The sequence below is a fragment of the Abyssisolibacter fermentans genome, assembly GCF_001559865.1.
GTDB lineage: Bacteria > Bacillota > Clostridia > Tissierellales > MCWD3 > Abyssisolibacter > Abyssisolibacter fermentans.
Genome location: NZ_LOHE01000029.1, coordinates 42,656 through 63,668 on the forward strand (window position 1 = coordinate 42,656; position 21,013 = coordinate 63,668).

Consider the following 21,013-nt stretch of genomic DNA (forward strand, 5'->3'; position numbering starts at 1 on the left):
TATATCCGTGAAAATTTTAATGCCTTGAACTTCACTCATTTTGAAACACCTCAATAGGGTAAAGCATATTGAGAAAATCCCTTAAATTTTCTGTGATAACTCTATCTATTTGGAATCATTTCATTCAAATTATATTTCTTTATTCTATATTGAAGAGATTGCCTGGTTAAACCTAATTTTTTGGCAGATCTAGTTATATTATAACTGTTTTCTTTTAAAGTCATAAGAATGACGTTCTTTTCTAGATTATTACTGATATCATTTAAACTGCCATTGTGTCCAAAATCCATATCATCATTTATTATTACATTACTATCTTCTAATTTAGCCAATACATATCTAGGTAAATGTTTTTTTGTAATAGTTTTTTCGTTTGGATCAAGTAAATTGTAAGCAGATTCAATAAAATGCTGTAATTCTCTGACATTACCTGGATAATCATAACAGTATAATAGTTCATATAGTTTTTCTGAAATGTTAACAATATTGCAATCAAATTTTTTGTCATAAATTTTTATAAAATGATTTATCAAAAGAGGTATGTCATTTTTTCTTTCTCTTAAAGGTGGAATTTCTAAAATAAAAGTTGATAGACGGTAATATAAATCATCTCTAAGAACTTTGTCGTTTATACAATCCATCGGGTCTTTATTTAGTGAACATATTATTCTACAGTTTACATTGATTTGTTTATTACTTCCTAGTCTTGTTACCTTTTTTTCTTGTAAGACTCTTAATAATTTTGCTTGAAGGGTTATATTCATACTATTAATTTCATCTAAAAATAAAGTTCCATTATTAGCTTGTTCAAATAAACCTGGTATATCTGATGCACCTGTAAATGCTCCTTTTACACTACCCAAAAATATACTTTCCATTAAGGTATCAGGTACAGCTGCACAATTTATAGAAACAAAAGGTCCTGATGCGAATAAGCTTTCATTATGGATACTTTGAGCAAATAATTCTTTTCCAGTACCTGTTTCCCCATATAGCATTATATTTGAAGAATTCTGGGCTACTTTATAGGCTAGTTTTTTAGTTATTTTAAAACTTTTGTTTTCTCCTATAATATCATTCAAAGTAATCAATGTGTCATGTGAGTTCTTTTTTATTAAAGTATTATAAAAATTAGAATCGTATTTAATGTTTTGTTTTATTGTATTTAGGTCTTGATAAATATTATATATATACTCTAAATTGCCATAATAATGATAAGGATAAATATTTGAAACGATTTCTTTAGGTTTTCCATCTAATAAACAATATTCACATATATTCCCTTTAAATTCTTTTTGCGTATTTAATACTTTGAAGCGTGGACAAAAAGTATTATCACAATAAAAAATCTCAGTTCTTTTTGAATTTTTTATATTAATTTTATTGGCCCAATCCATTTTAAGGGCCGTTTCATTAAAATATATTATATTGTCATTGGTATCACATACAGATATTCCTAGGTTTATTTTATTCATAATATCCTCATATAAATTTATTTTTTTGTGTAAATCATCGTCTAATGTATTTTTAATAAATATGTATACATTATGTTTATAATATTTTAGTAATTTTATATTATAAACCGTATTATCAATTATTGCTTTATTCATATTTATATGATTCATAATTGTAGCTATACTATATTCTTCAATATTATCATGTATGTTATATAGTCGTTTTGCTGCTATGTTCATATAATGCAGGGTATTATTATTATTTATTATAATAATGGGAAAGGTTAAATTATCAACTATAAACTTAAACATATTATTCTACTCCTTTTTGTTTTTTGCAAATTAATTATACAACAAAAATAAAATAAGTGCAAAAAAATTCTGCGGTTTCGCCGAATTTTTTTGCACTTTCATAATAAAAAATTATTATTATAATAAATTTTTATTTAAAATTAGAGGTTTATATAATTGGCATAATAGTTGCTTTAATAAATTACAAAATTAATGCAATAGAAAGGTGATGGAATATGACTGACATTAATCCATATTTAAAGAAGTATATATCTATTGTTAACTTTTTTGGAGAAGCTTTAGGAGATAATGTTGAAATAGTTCTTCATGATTTATCAGTACGACAATTCTATTATTGCGATTAAGAATAATCATATTAGTCAAAGAAATATTGGAGGACCAGTTACTGATTTAGCATTGAAAATTATGAAGGATGCAGAATATAAAGACTTAGATTATTTATGTAATTATAAAGGAAAATCAAAACATGGGAAAAATTTAAAGTCAGCTACTTATATCATAAGGGATAATAATAATAAAATAATAGGTTTGCTATGTTTAAATATAGATTATTCAGACTATTATTCAATAAAAGAGTCTATAGATAAACTTCTTCCTGAAAACGTTTATAATAAAGATATTTTATCTATCGAAGATAATAGAATTTCTGAGAATTTCAATGACTCTATTGAACAATTAGTTAGAGATTCTTTAAAACAGATTAATATTAATGAAAATATTGAAACTAATAGACTTTCTCAGGAAGAAAAAATAGAGATTGTTAAACAATTATATTCTAGAGGTGTATTTTTATTAAAAGGTGCAGTAAATGAAGTTACTAACCAGTTGCAAGTATCTGAAGCAACTGTGTATAGATATTTAAATATAATTAAAAGGGAGGAAAAAAGATAGGAAGAATATTATTTCAACAAACAAAGCACCATTAGCAATATAAACATATTATCAAGTGGTCACAGCAGGAGATTTTTTTTACCTCAAGGCAATTACTTATAGACCCTGAGAATAGAGAAATATCTAATGTGTACAAAAATTCCAAATATGATTTATTGAAATAGAAGCTATAGCTAAATAATAGTTAAAGGAGGTGGTTAAACGCTAAAATATTAATAGATATTTTCTACTTAATTAAGAGGGCTTTGTTAGTATTTATTTTACTTTGTATATAAGAAAATAACTTTGATAGTAGATTATTAGTTACATACTATCAAAGTTAATACAAAAAAATAAAAAGAGCTATTTTACTATTATCATTATTCAGTAACAAAGCCAACAAAAAAGTAAAGACATATGAGGAGGAGTTATCATGAAAAATAGTAAGTTTCAAAAATATTTCACCCTATTCGTAATATGTTTAGGTGCTGGTTTACTCTACAAGGTTCCGTATTTGAGAGAAGCTTTTTATACTCCATTGAAGGAAGCATTAAATGCTACGCATGAACAAGTGGGAGCTTTGAGTTCTATCTATGGAACCGTAGCTTTATTCAGTTATATTCCCGGAGGTATACTAGCTGATAAAATTTCTACTAGGGCACTTATGGTATTCTCGTTCATTAGTACTGGTTTACTTACTTTGTGGTTTGCTATGATGCCACCATATCCTGTTGTAAAACTAATCTATGGACTAATGGGTGTTACAACTATATTAACTTTTTGGTCAGCTTTCGTCAAAACAATTAGATTACTTGGAGGAGAATCAGAACAAGGAAAAATGTTTGGTCTAAGTGAAGGTATTAGAAGTGTTGGTGGTACAATTGGTAGTTTTATTGTTTTGGGAATTATAGCTAATGCGGCTACTCAATTAGCAGGTTTACAGGTTACATTACTTTTTTATGGAAGCGTATATATTGTTGTAGGAATATTATGTATCTTCTTTATACCAGCGGATAAAAAGGAAAAGGATGAAAAGAAATCTATTTTTAGCGTTAAGGAAATAAAAGAAGCTATAAAACTACCAGGTTTATGGTTAGTTTCTTTACTAATATTTGCATGGTATTGTATTTATTCAGCTCAATCATATACAACTCCTTATTTAACTGAAATTTATGGATTACCACTTTCAGTAGTTGGATCACTTAGTATAATGAGGAGTTATGGAATGGGTATTTTTGCAGGTCCTTTAGCAGGAGTTATTGGAGATAAGATAGGTTCTCCAACTAGAGTATTGATATGGGGTTCGATAGCAGCTATTATTCTTACAGTTGGTTTCATAGTTTTTCCAGTAAAACAAAGCTTAGTAATGATACCAATGATATTAATGATAGTATTAAGTTTTATTGTTTATTCTGCAAGAGGAACATATTTTGCAACTATGGCTGATGCAGGAATACCAATAGCTTTAACTGGTATAGCATCTGGGCTTATTTCAATAATAGGTTATTCACCAGATATGTTCTTGTATACAATGGCAGGAAAATGGTTAGATAATAACAGTGGAGTAGCTGGATATAGATATATTTTCATTTTTATGATTGTTTGTGCAATAGTTGCACTAATTGCAAGTTTAGCAATTCTTAGATTAAGTAAAAAAAATAAAAATACTAAAGAAATAGCAGAATAGAAATGATAATCAATGAAATATTATTATAAATTGTTGATTTAATTATTATAGGGAGGTTTTGCGTTATGAAACATAATTTTGATGAATATGTAGATAGAAGAAATACAGATTGTTGGAAATGGGATGCAGAAGGAGCAAAAGTAAAAATTCCGATGGGATGTGCAGATACTGATTTTAAATGTCCTCAGCCAGTTATTGATGCTATTGCTAAAAAAGCAGAATTGGGAATATATGCATATGGATATCAACCAGATTCATATTATAATTCAATAGTAAAGTGGTATAAAACAAGACATGAAGTTAATGTTGATAAAGACTGGTTAAGTTTTTCTCCTGGAGTAATGGTAGGGTTAAAACTTATTTTGGATGCATTTACTAGACCTGGAGATAATGTTATTACGCAACCTCCAGTTTTCCATAATTTCAATCACACAATCTCTAGAATAGGTAGGGTTAATGTAGAAAATAATTTGTTATTTAAAGAAAATAAATATTATATTGATTTCGAAGATTTAGAGAAGAAGGCTGCTGACCCAAGAACAAGGCTATTAGTATTATGCCATCCACATAACCCTATTGGTAGAGCATGGACAAGGGAAGAGTTAAATAGAATATCTGATATCTGTATTAGAAATAATGTGTTAGTTGTATCTGATGAATGTCATAGTGATATTGTTTACGGAGCAAATAAACATATACCATTCTTTTCTTTATCAGAAGAAGCGGCTCACAATTCTATCACTATATGTTCTGGTAGCAAAACATTTAATATACATGGTTTTTATACTTCATATGTAATTATTCCAGACAAAACCTTACATGATCAATTTGACTTATCATTTGCTAATCATCATTTAGATTTCAATTTTTTTGGTGTTGAAGCTTTAAGTACAGCATATGATAAATGTGATTACTATGTTGACCAGATGTTAGATTATCTAAAGGGTAATATTACTTATTTGAAGAAATTTTTAATGGAAAATATGCCTGAAGTAGCATTGATTGAACCTGAAGCAACTTATTTAGTGTGGATTGATTTTGGAAAATGGGGTTTAAGTAATGATGAACTTGAAAAGTTCTTTTTCAATGCAGGAGTTGGACTAAATAAAGGTAGTAAATTTAGTGGATACAGTGATGGATTCATGAGAATGAATATTGCATGTACGAGAAGTACACTAGAAGAAGCACTTCAGTTAATTAAGAAACAATATGATATTGTAATAAAAACAAAATAGAGAATAATGAAAGTTAATTAGCGGTTCAATAAAGATTAGTAAAACTATTATTTTGTAACAATGATGTACAATAAAGTGAGAAAGCAGTCGTTAGTAAGTTTGTATAATGACTGCTTTCTAATTTTATAAATATTTGTTTTAAAAAAAGAGTAAGGCATAGCGCTTACGATAAATTGACAAAGGAAGAATATTATGAAAAAATTAAAAATTGATAAGTATACATTTTTCTCTGCTTTAGCTATACTTTTGATGGTTTGCATTCCCTTGATACTATTTCCTGAGCAAGGAGAAGCAATCATTAATAAGGCATTTAAATTTATAACACATAATCTTGGATTCATGTATATTTGGGAGGGGTTAGCGGCATTAGTTTTTGCTATTTGGATTTCATTTAGTAAATATGGAAAGATTGTATTGGGTGATCCAAATGAAAAACCAGAGTTCAAAACATTTAGTTGGGCAGGAATGCTATTCTGTGCAGGGATAGGTGCTAGTATTTTATATTGGGGTACTATTGAATGGGCATACTATTTTACAGCTCCTCCATTTGGTTTGGAGAAAGGTACTTGGCTAGCTGCTGAATGGGCAGCTACATATGGAATATTCCATTGGGGGCCTACTGGTTGGATATTATATTCCCTTCCTGCATTACCTATTGGATATTCTTATTTTGTAAAAAAGAAACCCGTTCTTAAGATTAGTGAGGTATGTCGTGGAGTCTTAGGGGATAGAGTTGACGGAGTATTAGGAAAGATAATAGATGTACTTTTTATGTTTGGTTTGTTAGGAGGTGCTGGCACTACTCTCGGGTTAGGGACACCAATGATTGCAGCTGGAATTCACAAGGTGACAGGAATTTCACAATCTGTTGGTTTGAATTTGTTAATATTAATAATTGTCACAGTTATCTTTTCATTTAGTGCATATTCTGGCTTAAAGAAAGGTATTAAGGTTCTCAGCGATATTAATATAGTGCTTATGTTAATAATATTAGCAATTATATTTATTACAGGACCAACATTGTTTATTATTAAAATGGGGACTACTAGCATCGGAATCCTTATTCAAAACTTTGTTAGAATGGATACATGGATGGATCCAGTGCTAAATACTGGTTTTTCAGAAAATTGGACTGTATTTTATTGGGCTTGGTGGACGATATACGCACCATTTATGGGTTTATTTATTGCTAAAATTTCAAGAGGGCGAACAATTCGAAATGTAATAGGGGGATCGGTCCTATTTGGAACAATGGGATGTGCGTTAGTCTTTGTAATTCTAGGAAATCTTGGAATGAGTCTTCAGTTAACAAATGCTTTACCAGTAATAGAAATGCTGAGTGAAAATGGAGCGCCAGAAACAATCATAAGTATCATAAGTACCTTACCATTAGGGAATGTTGTTGTTATATTATTTACCATTGTAGCAATCATATTTTTAGCAACAACATTTGATTCAGCATCGTATACACTGGCAGCAGTCACTACTGAGAAAATATCAGGCGATCAAGACCCTGCAAGATGGAATCGATTATTCTGGGCATTCTCATTATCATTATTACCAGCATCCTTGTTGATTATTGATGGACCATTATCTACACTACAAACAGCATCTATTATTGGTGGGTTACCAATCACCCCGATTATTGTTATTATGATGGTATCTTTTGTTAAAGTACTAAGGAAAGATGAAATTGAGGGTAAAATTAAAATTACTAGCTCAGAAAATAATAGATCATGTGCATGAAATCGATAGTACGAAAAATAATATATACATAAGGGTCGTCTTCGCAACGACTCATTTTTTAAAATATAGAAATTTATAAATCCTTTAATAAAAATATTAATTATAACTTGTCCATTTAAGCTTTCTCTAAGTTTTCTCATATATAATAAAGAAAAACTTGGTAGAGGTGATCAAATATGAGAAAGAAAAGTATTAGATTAATAATAGTTGCAGTTGTACTTACTAGTATTTTTATGATAGCAAGTAAATACTTAGGTGCTTCTTCAAAAAATACTTTAGCTAATTCAGAGAATTCTAATACATATACAGCAGTTGAAGTAAAAAAAGGACCTATAGCCGTAAAAGCAACCGGTTCAGGTAGTGTTACTCCTTCAGAAAGGAAACAAATAGTATCTAATACAGAAGGAACAATACAGAATATTCTAGTGAGCAAAGGTGACGAAGTTAAAAAAGATGATATTTTAGTTACTTTTGAAGACGATAGTGAGAGCATAGATATTCAAAATGCAAAATTAAATTTGTCGCTGCAAAATCAACAATTAGCAAGCTTACAAAATGATAAGAATAATCTTAAAGTATATGCACCATACTCAGGGACAATTGGAGATATTAAAGCAATAGTTGGTAAGGAAGTATCAAAAGGTTACCTGTTTACCACAATATCTGATGACACTAAATTAGAAGTTAAGGCTTTATATAATAAACTACAGGTTGATAATATAAAAATAGGAAAGAAAGCAACTATAGAATTACCTGAATATTTCAATTCAATTTCAGGTACAGTTACTAATATAGATGATAGTATAACTACAAATAATACAGGTGCAGTTTTTCATGAAGTAACTATTGAAATAGAAAACCTTGGAGGATTAGATGTAGATACAAATGCAGTTGTATATGTTCAAACTGATAATGGTAGACTCATTGCTCAAGAAGCTAAAGTACAAAAAATAACACCTATAGACGTTAATTTAAAATATGGAGGAACTATTGATAAGATATTAGTTAATTCCGGTGATGTAGTTATAGAGGGACAATTAATAGCAGAGCTAGTGAATTCAAGCTTAGATGATCAGATAAATTCTCAATTAATAAAAATTGAACAAACAGAGCTTAGTTTAACAGATAAATTAAATAAACTTGATGATACTGCTATAACCTCTACTTTATCGGGTACTGTGTTAAATGTAAATGTTGATGAGGGTGAAAAAATAAACTCTAAAGCGAATATAGTGGAAATTGCAGATTTAAGCACAATGAAAGTTACAATACCAGTAGATGAATTAGATATAAATAAGGTTGAATTAGGCCAGAAAGCAATTATTACAGCAGAAGCAGTACAAAATACTGTTTTTGAATCAGAAGTTACAGATATTGATATAGAGGGCAAGAGTACTAATGGAGTTTCTACTTTTGATGTAACGTTGACGTTAAAAGAACATGATGGTTTAAAACCGGGTATGTCAGTAAATGCAGAGATAATTATTGCAACAAAAAAAGATGCTTTACTTCTTCCAATAGAAGCTATTCAAAAAAGTGGTAATAAATATTTTGTTATGCTAAAAGATGAAAATGAAGAAGAGCCTAAATTATGTGATGTTAAATTGGGATTAGTTTCAGAGGATTATGCAGAAATAGTTGAAGGACTTAAAGAAGGTGATAGTGTTATGAGCTTAAGAAATACACAAACAACAAAACAAGATATGCCAATGGGCTTTGGAATGGGAATGCCAGGACAAAAAAGACCAGGGGGCCAGAAAAATGTTAAGAATAGATAAGGTCACAAAAACATACCAAATGGGTAGTGTCAAACTTGATGCCCTCAAGAATATTTCTTTAGAGGTAGCAAAAGGAGAATTTGTTGCTATTATTGGCCCAAGTGGTTCTGGTAAATCTACATTAATGAATATTGTTGGGTGTCTTGACGTTCCTTCAGCAGGTGAATATTACTTTGAAGATATTAATGTAAGTAATTTTAATGAAAATCAATTAGCTGCTATAAGAAACAAAAAATTAGGGTTCATATTTCAAAAATTCAATCTGTTACCTAAATTAAATGCATTTGAAAATGTAGAATTACCTCTAATATATAGTGGTGTAAAAACTAGTGAACGTAAAAAAAGAGTTTTAAAAGCATTGGATGATGTAGGATTGTCTGATAGGATAGATCACAAGCCCTCAGAACTATCTGGAGGTCAGCAACAAAGAGTGGCAATAGCACGTGCATTAGTGGGAAACCCATCATTGGTTTTAGCAGATGAACCTACAGGTAATCTGGATACAAAATCAGGAAAAGAAGTTTTAAGTACATTAAAACAATTAAATGATGATGGTAAAACAATAGTATTAATTACTCATGATATGGATGTAGCAAATAGTGCAAAACGTATAATTTCAATCCAAGACGGATTAATTGTTGATGAGAGGGTGTTGTAAATGGATTTTGTTATGGCGGTTAAACTATCTATAAAAAGTATACTGTCCAATAAAATGAGGACTTTTCTTACAATGCTTGGTATAATAATAGGAGTAGCAGCTGTTATTATTTTAGTATCAATAGCTCAAGGAACAACTAAGAGTGTAACAGAAAATATTGAAAGTATGGGTTCAAATCTATTGACAGTAAATATAACTGGAAGAGGTACAAAAACATCTATAACCTATGACGAAACACTAGAATTAAATGAAAAGGAAGGTGTTAAAGAAGTAGCACCTGTTATAAATGGAAAAGCAACAGCAAAGAATGGTCTTAAATCTATGGATGTTAACTTAGAAGGGGTTAACGATACTTATCTGACAGTTAGAAACTATGAATTAAGCTCAGGTAGATTCATATTACCATTAGATATTGATTACAATCAAAAAGTTGTAGTTTTAGGATCAGAGGTGGTTAAAGAAGTTTTTGGAATCTTAAATCCTATAGGAGAAGAAATATTACTAGATGGAAATAAATTTAAAGTAGTAGGAGTCTTAGAAGAAAAAGGAAGTTCTTTTGGTGGAAGTAATGATGAAAAGGTGTTAATGCCTATAACTACAGCAGAAAGATTCCTAAAAACAAAAGGTGTTAAAACCATATATATACAAGCTGAGTCAAAGGATACAGTTAGTGTAGTATCAAATCAAATGGAAAGTTATTTAAATAAACAGTTTAATAACGATGAAGATGCATATAAAGTGTTTAATCAAGAAGAAATGCTTTCAACAGTGAATGAAGTTACAGCCAGCATGACTATAATGTTAGGTGGAATAGCAGCGATTTCATTATTAGTAGGAGGAATAGGTATAATGAATATAATGTTGGTTTCTGTGACTGAAAGAACTAGAGAAATAGGTATCAGAAAAGCTATCGGTGCAAAAAGAAGAGACATATTGACTCAATTTTTAATAGAAGCTATAGTAATAAGTGGGGTAGGAGGAATATTAGGAATAATGTTTGGATTATTTGGTAATTACATGTTTGAAAAATTCACAAGTTCAAATGTTTCTGTTTCATTAATGGTTCTTGCAATTTCTTTTTCATTTGCATTAGTAGTAGGAGTATCTTTTGGAATATTCCCTGCCAATAAAGCTTCAAAATTGAAACCTGTAGATGCATTGAGATATGAATAAATAAGAGGTGAAAAATATGCGGATACTTCTGGTTGAAGATGAAGTAAGATTAACCGATGCCTTAAATAAACTTTTAGAAAAACAGAATATTGATGTTGATATTGCCAATGATGGTGACTCTGGGCTGATATTAGCAGAAAAAGATGTTTATGATGTCATAGTGCTTGATATTATGCTGCCGGGTAGAAGTGGTCTAGACATACTAAAGATAATTAGAAGTAAAGGAGTTAATACTCCAGTTTTGTTATTAACAGCTAGAGATGCTATTGAAGATAGGGTATTAGGGCTTGATTTGGGAGCAGACGATTATTTAGTCAAGCCCTTTGCTACATCAGAACTTATTGCTAGAATAAGATCCTTATCAAGGCGTGTTAATTCATTATATCAAGAAGAGCTGTCCTTTGGAAATATCAAGTATGAACCAAAATCTCATACAATTACCATAAATGATGAAACCATTGAGTTGACATCAAAAGAAGGTCAGTTACTTGAAATGCTGATAAAGAGACCTAATCAGATTTTTACTAGAGAACAAATACTAGATAGAGTATGGGGGATTAATAGTGATGTTCAAGAAAATACAATAGAATTTTACATACATCATTTACGAAAAAAACTATCGAAAAAAGCAGATGTCGGAATTGTTACAATACGTTCTGTTGGTTATTCATTGAGGGAGAAATGATATGTTTAAAAAATTGCATTTAAAACTTACTTTGAACATTACAATAGTATTAGTAGTATTAGTGGCAATATATTCTTTTATTGTATATGGTTTTATATATAGAGGCAATAAAAATCCAGCACAATTAATACTTAGAGAAGCAGTTAGTCATGTATCAGATTTAAATGAAATACCAGATTATCCTCCAAAACCTAAGCGGTTTCCAAAAAATAATCATAAAACTGTAAATATTTTTAATTTAAAATTTAATAAAGACTTACATTATGTGCTTAGAAATACTGATTTAACTATTACTGCAACAACTTTAGATGAAGTATTTGATGATGATAGTTTAAAAAAATATGCACTTAAAGTATTAAAGACTAAGGGATCATTAACAATAACCACTGAAATAAATGAAGAAAGCGTTAGAATGATAACAGCTTATATAAATAAAAATGGAATAGAAGGTATTGCACAAGTTTTTTATAACAGAGATGCAGAAATTTTCTTCATGACAAGGCTTATGACTACATTTATTACTATTGGTTTATTAAGCATAATTGTATTAGTAATTATTAGTTGGTATTTAGCAAAGAAAGCACTAGAACCAATAAAAAAATCATGGCAGCAGCAAAAAGATTTTGTTGCAGATGCATCTCATGAATTAAGAACACCATTAACAGTAATACAAACAAATCTTGAAGTGTTAGAAAGCTGCGAGAATGAAACAATTGCAGATAATAAACAATGGCTTGATAATGCTTACGCAGAGACAAGAGTTATGAGTAAGCTTATAGATGATTTATTATTACTTGCAAAGATAGATGCTAAACAGGTTGCTTTAGAGCAAAAAGAGTTTAACATATCAAAGATAGCTGTAGAAGTATCAGCACAGATGTATCCTCTTTTCAAGAAAAAAAGCATAGTTTTTACTACAAGCATAGTTGACAGTATTAATTTTAATGGTGATGAAACTAGAATAAAACAGTTAATAATTGTTTTGCTAGAAAATGCATTGAAATATACTCAAGAGGAAGGAAAAGTTTCCTTAACATTAGAAAAAAAAGATAATAAAGTAATAATATTAGTGGAAGATAATGGTATAGGTATTGCTCATGAGGATAAAGAAAGAATATTTGATAGGTTCTATAGGGCTGATAAAGCTCGCTTTAGAGAAGAAGGTGGAACAGGTTTAGGTCTGAGCATAGCCAGTTGGATTACTAGTCTTTATGATGGAGCAATAAGAGTAGAAAGTGAAATTGGCAAAGGGAGCAAATTTCATGTAGAGCTTAAAATTTATAGAAAATAACATGCTTTATAAGTAGCATTAATTATTGAAAAATAAAAAAGAGAATAATTATAATATTTAAGCGACCTTTTTTAGGTTGCTTAAATATTATATCTAGATTTATTTGTATTAAATTAATGATTATATATATTGCTAATATTTGAAGGAGTATCTTTTTTATTTACAGTACAAACAGTTATAAATGGGATTAACATTTCTTTATTATTTACATTTGGAAGTATCATACATACATTACATTTATCATCCGAAATCCAGTTGAATTTTAAAATATTGTCTTTTATAATAATTTTGTCAAAGTTACGAGATGAAGAATAAATATTAGGTTTTGCACTATTAAAGCTTAGGTCGCAAATAATATTACTTTTAGAAAAATCTACATATTTATCAAGTCTTCCTATTTCAGAAGGTAAATTAGGACAGTATTTGGATGTGAAATGATTCCATTGGGTTTCATTTTCAAATACTATTGCTTGTGGGAAATCACAGTATTTATCTACTTGTATAAAACCTCTAAATAATACTTCATGAGCAATAATACTTGAACAGTTGCAGCCGATTAACAAAAATAATTGAACAATAATTATTAAAAATAATATTTTAGTTTTCATAGCGAGTCCTCCGTTTTGTAAATATAAACCACATAAGCATATTTTACATCTATAATGAATTATTTTCAAGAAATTTATATATTTGGATTATATATAATATTACTAAAAGATATCAAAAACTTGACAATAAGTATATTAATTGATAATATTAGTAATGAAAATATTTGTAAAAAGGAGAATAAGATGATTATATTGTTTTAGCTAGATAAGTTTTTTAATAAGTGTATAAAAGATATATTTCTTTGTATGGTTTTTGTCTATACGATTGACAATTATGTCTTTGTACATGATATAGCTAAGAACATGGTTCAACTTATTCTTTAATAGTTTAAACCCAGATTATTCATAGAAAATTCAAAATTATACAACGTACTATTCAAAGTTATATGAATAATCAGAGTTAAATATTATTATATCTTAAAAATAAAAAGGTTTTTAGGTTATATTAATATAAAAGAAACTACTACCAGTGAATACCAAGCTGTAGGTTGAATGATTTCGACTTACAGTTTTTTGTTTTTGGCGATATATTATTGCATACAAAGATATATTTAACCATGCCTAGAAGAAAGAGATAGGAGGAGATTTTATGTCGCTGTTGTTTGAGAGTGTTAATATAAAGAAGAGCTTTGGAGATAGAGTAATATTAAAAGATATTAACTTCAAAGTACAAAATGGAGATAGAGTAGCTGTAGTAGGTAATAATGGAGCTGGAAAGACGACACTTATAAATATAATTGTTGGTTCGATAGAGCAAGAAAATGGCTTTATAATATGGCATAAAAAGAATGTCAAAATAGGATATTTGCGTCAATCATCATATTATTCACAAGATGAATATATGGAAGTGTTGAAGCAAGATACAATAGAAATAAAAGATTTCTTTGATACAGTAAAGAAACTAGGAATAGATTATAATGAAGATTGGAATACTTCAAGACTTTGCAATCTTAGCGGTGGTGAAAAAACTAAGTTTTCAATAGCAAAAATTTGGTCAACAATGCCAGAGTTACTTATTTTAGATGAACCTACTAACCATATGGATTATCAAGGTATAGAGTGGCTTATCAATGAATTGCGAAATTATAAAGGGACAATTATAGTAATATCACATGATCGTTATTTTATGGATAAAATCAGTGAAAAAGTAATAGAAATTGAAGATGGAATAGCACATTGTTATAAAGGAAATTACACTAGTTATTATAATGAAAAGAAAAAAAGGTATGAGAGTCAGTTACATCAGTATCAAGCTCAAGAAAAATATAAAAACAAAATCAAAAGTGATATAAGGCAATTAAATGATTGGGCATTGAAAGGACATAGAGAATCAACCAAAAAAGAGGGCTTGAAGGAAAAATATAGAGCAAGAGCTAAAAAGAAAGACAAACAGGTTAAGTCAAGAAGAAAAAGGCTTGAAAAAATAAACGTTGAGGGTATCAAAAAACCTAAAGAAGAGCAAAAAATAAAGTTTGATATTATTGGGAATGAAAGCAGTAGCCAAAAAATACTTGAAGCAAGGAATATTGCTAAGACGTTAGGTAATAAAATATTATTCAATGACAGTTCATTTTACATAAAAAAAGGTGAAAAAATTGGCTTGTTTGGTAAGAATGGCTGTGGTAAAACAACACTTATAAAAACTATAATGAGTGAAGGCCTATTTGATAGTGGAGAAATATATGTAAATCCATCACTTAAAGTTGGATATCTAAGTCAAGACGTAATAGATTTTGATAATGATAAAACGGTTCTCGAAATATTTGACATAGAAAATTATGAAAAAAGAGGCGTCTTACAGACATTATTAACGAATATGGGGTTTTCAAAAAGCATGATTAACATGAAAGTAAAAAATCTTAGTTTAGGAGAGAAAACTAGATTGAAACTGGCAAGTATGATAATAATGAAAAGCAATATTTTAATATTAGATGAACCTACAAATCATTTAGATCTTCATAGTAGAGAAATGTTAGAAAAAACATTAATGAAGTATCGCGGTACAATTATCATAGTTTCACATGATAGATACCTGATGGAAAAATTATGTAATAAGGTTTTAGTTTTTGAAGATAACAAGATAATGAGAATAGAATATTCATTCAAAGAATATATGGACAAGAAATATGACATAAAAGATGTAGAAGTAGATAATAAAGAAAAATTGATGATTATAGAAAATAAAATTGCTGAATTAATAGGAGAATTAAGCTTATTGAGTCCAGAAGCTGAGAAATATAAAAAGCTTGATAAAGAGTATCAAAATTTGATTAAGGCTAAGAAAAATTTGACTAACTCGAATTAACTTTTGATTATTTAAAAGCTCAAAACATTATTTAGTGAATGGTAATTATGAACTCACCTACAAAGAAATCTCAGATACTTGCCTAGTTAATTCGTTGGTGAAATAATTGTTTTAGCAGGTGTTTGTGGTTTTGTTAGGGTTGGGCTACGAATGTTTTTGTTATAGTTATGATTTGAGATAGTTAACTTAAGCTCTATGAAGTTTTTGTTTTTATAGGTTCTAAAAGCTTTTTTAATTATAACCGATATGTAACTAGGATTTCTCTAAGGTTTCTTCGAAGAGCGACTTTAAGAGCCTGTTTCCTCAACGCTTATATTATTAAATCTTTAAAGAATTATAATAAATATCTGTTAGATATGTTTTAATTAAAAAATAGCTTGGGTAAATCTTTGAGAGAAGTGTAGCTCAATGTTTTTGAGTTAAAGCCATACAAGACATTTTTCTTACTCGGAGATGCTATATTTTTCTGATTATATAAAGATGAAAAAATATAGGTATCAATGTCGTGCACAAAAAATGTCATGTAGCTTCTAAATAATATAATGGTTAGATTTTCTTTAGGGTAAGCCTTTGTAAGTTCGAAGTTATTACATGATGGTTATTCATTACTAAATGGAGTGAGCAAGTATCTGAGAATCTTTGCTTGGTTCAGACAACAGGCAGTTTTATTTATGGTGTAAAAGCGATGATAAAACTGCACGTTGAATTCACCCGCAAAGAAACCTCAGATACTTGCCTAGTTAGTATATTGGTTGTAATAGTTATTGTAGTAGGCATTTGGGCTTTATTAGGATTGGAGCTTCGAAGGTTTTGCTTGAAACTTTTTGAATTAAAGCGACAAAACATCTGCCTAATTTTATGAAGTTTGTATTTTCACAGGTTTAAAAAAGATTTTTTAGTTATAACCGATATGTAACTAGGATGTCTCTAAGGTTTCTTTGAAGAGAGATTTTAAGAGCTTGTTTCCTCAACGTTTGTTTTATTGAGGATTAAAAAGATTTTATGAAATGACCAAAATTAGAGGCTTTGGTCTAAAAAGCGTGTTCATACAAATTGAATTAACAGTTTTAGCTGTAAATTTAAAGAGAATAGCTAAGCTATTCTCTGAAATAAACAACTATTTATATTACCAATAGTACTAAAAAAATAAACATGCAGTTTCTAACCTTCCCCTTGTTTTATTCTTTTTATACTCTTATAATTTTGTGTCATCCATACTATCTAACCACTCTTTAATTGTATTTACTACTGATTTCATACAACCTTTGCCAAAAGGAGATTGTAAATTAGCTATTTCAACTAATTTTAAGAATGATTGACTTCCTCCAACTTTGCATAATCTTAAATAATTACTCCAAGCTTCTCCTTTGTTATCTTGTGATTTTTTCCAAAATTGGAATGCACATATTTGAGCTAAAGTATAATCAATATAATAGAATGGTACTTCAAAAATATGACCTTGTTGAAACCAATAACAACCTTTTTCTAGTATATCATTATCTTCATAATCTCTGTGAGGTAAATATTTTTTTTCTATTTTTCTCCATGCTTGTTTTCTATCGTCTGGTGTTGCTTCTGGATTTGCATAAACATAATGCTGAAATTCATCAACAGTTACACCATAAGGTATAAATAATAATGCTTCACTTAAATGAGTAAATTTATATTTTTGTTCATCTTCTTCAAAGAATAATTTCATCCAAGGCCAAGTTAAAAATTCCATTGACATTGAATGGATTTCACAAGCTTCATATGTTGGGAAATTATATTCAGGAGCTTTAACATCTTTACTTGAGTATGTTTGGAATGCATGACCAGCTTCATGTGTTAATACATCAACATCTCCAGAAGTACCATTAAAATTAGAAAAAATAAATGGTGTTTTATACTTAGTAATAAAATCGCAGTATCCTCCACCCGCTTTACCTTTTTTACTTACTAAGTCCATTAACTCATTATCTAACATAAAATTAAAGAATTCTTTTGTTTCTTTAGATAACTGAGAATACATATTTTTAGCATTATTAACTATCCATTCAGGGTTACCTTTAGGGATTGCATTGCCAGTCTTAAATTTAAATCCTTCATCATAGTATTTAAGCTTATCTAAACCTAATCTTTTTGATTGTCTTTCTTTTAATTGAGTAGCAACAGGTACAATATACTCTTTTACTTGTTGTCTAAATTTTTTAACCATATCAGCATCATAATCTGATCTAAGCATTCTTATATAAGCCAATTCAATGAAATTATTATAACCTAATTTTTTAGCTATTTGTGTCCTTACCTTAACAAGTCCATCGTAAATTTCATCAAACTTTTCTTCATTCTCTTTAAAGAAATTTGTTTTAGCTTCCCAAGCTTTCTTCCTCATATTTCTATCTGTTGATTGTTGAAAAGGAGTTAATTGAGGTAATGTTCTTTCTTCTCCTTCAAACATAATTTTAGCTGATGCAATTAATTTTGTATACTTACTAGCTAATTTATTCTCTTTTTGAAGATCTTCTATAATTTCAGGCTTAAATTTTTTGAGAGACATAGTAGCTATATTAAATAATTGCTCACCCCAGCTTTTTTTTAGTTCAGCTTTAAATTTAGAATTAACTAGAGCTTTATAATACTTTGATATTAAATTTTCATACATAGGATAAACATGATCAAAATACTCTTGTTCTTCATCATATTTTTTGTCAGTAGTATCAATCGTATGTCTTATTGATGCTAATTGTCCCATAGATTCAAAATTTCTTCTTAATTCGTTTATATCTTCAAGTAATGAATTTTGTTCTTCATAGTCCTTTGCATTAATAAATTGATCCAATAAGTTATTAAAATCTTTTTCTACCTTTTCAAAATCAGGTCTTATGTATTTCATCTCATTAAACTTCATTTTTTTAACCTCCTAAATACTAATATAATAAAGGGTTACAAAGTTTTATGCACATTATTCCTCGGTGTATAAACTTTATAAATATATTTTACATCTATAATAAGATATTTGCAATTATTACATATGCAAACAAAAGAACCTTCCCATTGTTTTAGAGGAATATATTGTCGTATTGGCAGGAAATATGCGTTTTGATATCGAAGTAATTATTTTGTTAAAACAATACATTATAGGGAGGCAGTATAACGTGAAGGAAAAAAGAGTTATTAAAAGAATTTTTTATGTATTATTGGCGTTGGTTTTATGCTTTAATATTACGGTGTTTTCAGGGGGGAGTTTTGCTTATGCAAGTGGAGATGTTTTTGAAGTAAGTATTTCTGGTGGATGTGCACATACTATGGCTATAATAAATGATAGAACAGTATGGACATGGGGAAAAAATGATTATGGTCAATTAGGAGATGGAACAACAGAAAACAAGCGTATACCAGTACAGGTAAAAGGATTAACAGATGTAAAAGCAATAGTTAGTGGAATTGGTTATAGTATGGCTTTGAAAAGTGATGGAACAGTATGGACATGGGGAGGAAATGATCATGGTCAATTAGGAGATGGAACAACAGAAAACAAGCTTATACTAGTACAGGTAAAAGGATTAACAGATGTAAATACTATAGCTGGAAAAGCATATCATGGTATGGTCATAAAAAATGATGGAACAGTATGGACATGGGGAAAAAATGATTATGGTCAATTAGGAGATGGAACAACAGAAGACAAGCTTATACCAGTACAGGTAAAAGAGTTAACAGATGTAAAAGCTATAACCAGTGGAATTGGTTATAGTATGGCTTTGCAAAGTGATGGAACAGTATGGACATGGGGAAAAAATGATTATGGTCAATTAGGAGATGGAACAACAGAAGAAAGACATACACCAGTACAGGTAAAAGGATTAACAGATGTGAAAGCTATAAATGGATTAGCAAATTATAGTATGGCATTAAAAAATGACGGAACAGTTTGGATGTGGGGGTTCAATTCTAATGGACAGTTAGGAGATGGAACAACACAAGGTAAGTGTGTTCCAGTACAGGTAAAAGGATTAACAGATGTAAAGACTATAGCTGGAATATCAAATCATAGTATGGTCATAAAAAATGATGGAACAGTATGGGCATGGGGAAAAAATGATTATGGTCAATTAGGAGATGGAACAACAGAAGAAAGACATACACCAATACAGGTAAAAGGATTAACAGATGTAAAAGCTATATTCTGTGGAGTTGGTTATAGTGGAGTATTAAAAAGTGACGGAACGGTATGGACATGGGGATGGAATGGAAATGGATGTTTAGGAGACGGGTCAACAGAAGATAGCCAAATTCCGGTACAGGTAAAAGACTTCGAACTACATCCGATTTTTATACCAAGCATAGATATCCAATCAGTAGACAAAGCAAGAGTTGGTGATGAAATAATTGCTAATGTTGAAATACATAATGTGAATAATATATATGCAGAAGATATCAAATTGACAATTGATACGAACATATTTGAATTTGTAAGTGCTGAAGCTGAAGAAGGATTAAAGATATATCATCAATCTAATGAAGCTGGAGCTTACCGTTTTATAGTAGCAAGTTTAGGTGAAGCAAATGCAGCAAATGATGATAAATTACTTCTAAAATTAAAGCTTAGAGCAAAAAATATAGGTGAAGGTAAGATAGACATAACAAACGCAAGAATAGCGGATAACAGTACATTAGAGATGAACATCGAAGAACAAAATTGTGGAGAAAAAACAATAATTATAGAAGGATATAAAGATGTAAACAAATCAGGAGAATTTACATTATTAGATTTGGGTATAGATGCTTGGTATTACGGACAGCCTGCAGATAGTACTGATTCTACTAAATATGACGCAGATACAATTGCAGATGGACAAATAGATGACAAAGATTTAAATGCTATAGTTGCAGAATTATTAGTAAATGATAATTACGAATTTAATAATTAATTGAAGTCTTAAATTATTTTATGGCAATCAGATGTTTTGATTGCCATTTTGTCTTTTAGGATAAACCTTTGAGGGAAGTATAGCTCAATGTTTATGTGTTGAAGCTTTACAAGACATTTTTCTTACTCGGAGATGCTATATTTTTCTGATTATATAAATATGAAAAAATATAGGCATCAATGTCGTGGTCAAAAAATGTCATGTAGCTTCTAAATAATATAATGGTTAGTTTTTCTTTAGGGTAAGCCTTTGTAAGTACGAAGTTATTACATGCTTGTGATTCAATACTAAATGGAAA

16 protein-coding genes are annotated in these 21,013 nt (G+C 29.4%); 12 read left to right on the plus strand and 4 right to left on the minus strand.

The features are described 5' to 3' along the window. Positions 1 to 101: 101 nt before the first annotated feature. Complete coding sequence (locus AYC61_RS01970) at positions 102 to 1,766, minus strand: sigma-54 interaction domain-containing protein (RefSeq protein WP_066496059.1); 1,665 nt, start codon at positions 1,764 to 1,766, stop codon at positions 102 to 104. A 215-nt stretch (positions 1,767 to 1,981) separates the two neighbouring features. Between AYC61_RS01970 and AYC61_RS22175 the strand changes: the two genes are divergently transcribed. From AYC61_RS22175 to AYC61_RS02015, 10 genes are all read left to right on the plus strand, one after another. Continuing rightward, positions 1,982 to 2,110: a hypothetical protein gene (locus AYC61_RS22175; protein WP_338026011.1), complete on the plus strand. Its 129-nt coding sequence runs from the start codon at positions 1,982 to 1,984 to the stop codon at positions 2,108 to 2,110. Continuing rightward, positions 2,073 to 2,657, plus strand: a complete 585-nt coding sequence (locus AYC61_RS22180; protein WP_066496063.1) for a PAS domain-containing protein — start codon at positions 2,073 to 2,075, stop codon at positions 2,655 to 2,657. The genes AYC61_RS22175 and AYC61_RS22180 overlap by 38 nt, the downstream gene beginning before the upstream one ends. Before the next feature lie 412 nt (positions 2,658 to 3,069). After that, complete coding sequence (locus AYC61_RS01980; protein ID WP_066496070.1) at positions 3,070 to 4,323, plus strand: MFS transporter; 1,254 nt, start codon at positions 3,070 to 3,072, stop codon at positions 4,321 to 4,323. Between the two features lie 65 nt (positions 4,324 to 4,388). After that, positions 4,389 to 5,558: a MalY/PatB family protein gene (locus tag AYC61_RS01985; RefSeq protein ID WP_066496076.1), complete on the plus strand. Its 1,170-nt coding sequence runs from the start codon at positions 4,389 to 4,391 to the stop codon at positions 5,556 to 5,558. Between the two features lie 192 nt (positions 5,559 to 5,750). Then, complete coding sequence (locus AYC61_RS01990) at positions 5,751 to 7,304, plus strand: BCCT family transporter (RefSeq protein ID WP_066496082.1); 1,554 nt, start codon at positions 5,751 to 5,753, stop codon at positions 7,302 to 7,304. Between the two features lie 176 nt (positions 7,305 to 7,480). Continuing rightward, positions 7,481 to 9,082, plus strand: a complete 1,602-nt coding sequence (locus AYC61_RS01995; RefSeq protein WP_066496087.1) for an efflux RND transporter periplasmic adaptor subunit — start codon at positions 7,481 to 7,483, stop codon at positions 9,080 to 9,082. Continuing rightward, complete coding sequence (locus tag AYC61_RS02000) at positions 9,066 to 9,740, plus strand: ABC transporter ATP-binding protein (protein ID WP_066496094.1); 675 nt, start codon at positions 9,066 to 9,068, stop codon at positions 9,738 to 9,740. Before AYC61_RS01995 ends, AYC61_RS02000 begins: the two co-directional genes overlap by 17 nt. Next, complete coding sequence (locus tag AYC61_RS02005) at positions 9,741 to 10,913, plus strand: ABC transporter permease (protein WP_066496102.1); 1,173 nt, start codon at positions 9,741 to 9,743, stop codon at positions 10,911 to 10,913. Positions 10,914 to 10,929: 16 nt separating this feature from the next. After that, positions 10,930 to 11,598 (plus strand): response regulator transcription factor, encoded by a 669-nt coding sequence (locus AYC61_RS02010; protein WP_066496107.1) that lies wholly within the window; start codon positions 10,930 to 10,932, stop codon positions 11,596 to 11,598. Between the two features lies 1 nt (position 11,599). Further along, complete coding sequence (locus tag AYC61_RS02015; protein ID WP_066496113.1) at positions 11,600 to 12,889, plus strand: sensor histidine kinase; 1,290 nt, start codon at positions 11,600 to 11,602, stop codon at positions 12,887 to 12,889. Between the two features lie 113 nt (positions 12,890 to 13,002). Here the strand turns inward: AYC61_RS02015 and AYC61_RS02020 are convergent, their stop codons facing one another. Then, positions 13,003 to 13,497: a hypothetical protein gene (locus AYC61_RS02020; RefSeq protein WP_066496119.1), complete on the minus strand. Its 495-nt coding sequence runs from the start codon at positions 13,495 to 13,497 to the stop codon at positions 13,003 to 13,005. 589 nt (positions 13,498 to 14,086) lie between these two features. On the opposite strand from AYC61_RS02020, the gene abc-f reads away from it, so the two are divergent. Then, positions 14,087 to 15,802, plus strand: coding sequence for a ribosomal protection-like ABC-F family protein (abc-f, locus tag AYC61_RS02025; RefSeq protein WP_066496126.1), 1,716 nt, complete (start codon positions 14,087 to 14,089; stop codon positions 15,800 to 15,802). 1,195 nt (positions 15,803 to 16,997) lie between these two features. Here abc-f and AYC61_RS02030 read toward each other — a convergent pair. Next, complete coding sequence (locus AYC61_RS02030; RefSeq protein ID WP_066496129.1) at positions 16,998 to 18,692, minus strand: M3 family oligoendopeptidase; 1,695 nt, start codon at positions 18,690 to 18,692, stop codon at positions 16,998 to 17,000. 247 nt (positions 18,693 to 18,939) lie between these two features. On the opposite strand from AYC61_RS02030, the gene AYC61_RS02035 reads away from it, so the two are divergent. Next, positions 18,940 to 20,715, plus strand: a complete 1,776-nt coding sequence (locus tag AYC61_RS02035; protein WP_066496137.1) for an RCC1 domain-containing protein — start codon at positions 18,940 to 18,942, stop codon at positions 20,713 to 20,715. Between the two features lie 106 nt (positions 20,716 to 20,821). Here the strand turns inward: AYC61_RS02035 and AYC61_RS21755 are convergent. Then, positions 20,822 to 21,013 (minus strand): hypothetical protein (locus AYC61_RS21755; RefSeq protein ID WP_207644241.1); only part of this gene is annotated, 192 nt, incomplete at its 5' end.

What these genes read in the sequence shown, in the direction of transcription:
- AYC61_RS01990 (WP_066496082.1), top strand. Translation starts at nt 5,751, where the DNA reads ATGAAAAAATTAAAAATTGATAAGTATACATTTTTCTCTGCTTTAGCT.
- AYC61_RS01970 (WP_066496059.1), bottom strand. Translation starts at nt 1,766, where the DNA reads ATGTTTAAGTTTATAGTTGATAATTTAACCTTTCCCATTATTATAATA.
- AYC61_RS22175 (WP_338026011.1), top strand. Translation starts at nt 1,982, where the DNA reads ATGACTGACATTAATCCATATTTAAAGAAGTATATATCTATTGTTAAC.
- AYC61_RS01980 (WP_066496070.1), top strand. Translation starts at nt 3,070, where the DNA reads ATGAAAAATAGTAAGTTTCAAAAATATTTCACCCTATTCGTAATATGT.
- abc-f (WP_066496126.1), top strand. Translation starts at nt 14,087, where the DNA reads ATGTCGCTGTTGTTTGAGAGTGTTAATATAAAGAAGAGCTTTGGAGAT.
- AYC61_RS02020 (WP_066496119.1), bottom strand. Translation starts at nt 13,497, where the DNA reads ATGAAAACTAAAATATTATTTTTAATAATTATTGTTCAATTATTTTTG.
- AYC61_RS22180 (WP_066496063.1), top strand. Translation starts at nt 2,073, where the DNA reads ATGATTTATCAGTACGACAATTCTATTATTGCGATTAAGAATAATCAT.
- AYC61_RS01995 (WP_066496087.1), top strand. Translation starts at nt 7,481, where the DNA reads ATGAGAAAGAAAAGTATTAGATTAATAATAGTTGCAGTTGTACTTACT.
- AYC61_RS02030 (WP_066496129.1), bottom strand. Translation starts at nt 18,692, where the DNA reads ATGAAGTTTAATGAGATGAAATACATAAGACCTGATTTTGAAAAGGTA.
- AYC61_RS01985 (WP_066496076.1), top strand. Translation starts at nt 4,389, where the DNA reads ATGAAACATAATTTTGATGAATATGTAGATAGAAGAAATACAGATTGT.
- AYC61_RS02005 (WP_066496102.1), top strand. Translation starts at nt 9,741, where the DNA reads ATGGATTTTGTTATGGCGGTTAAACTATCTATAAAAAGTATACTGTCC.
- AYC61_RS02000 (WP_066496094.1), top strand. Translation starts at nt 9,066, where the DNA reads ATGTTAAGAATAGATAAGGTCACAAAAACATACCAAATGGGTAGTGTC.
- AYC61_RS02015 (WP_066496113.1), top strand. Translation starts at nt 11,600, where the DNA reads ATGTTTAAAAAATTGCATTTAAAACTTACTTTGAACATTACAATAGTA.
- AYC61_RS02010 (WP_066496107.1), top strand. Translation starts at nt 10,930, where the DNA reads ATGCGGATACTTCTGGTTGAAGATGAAGTAAGATTAACCGATGCCTTA.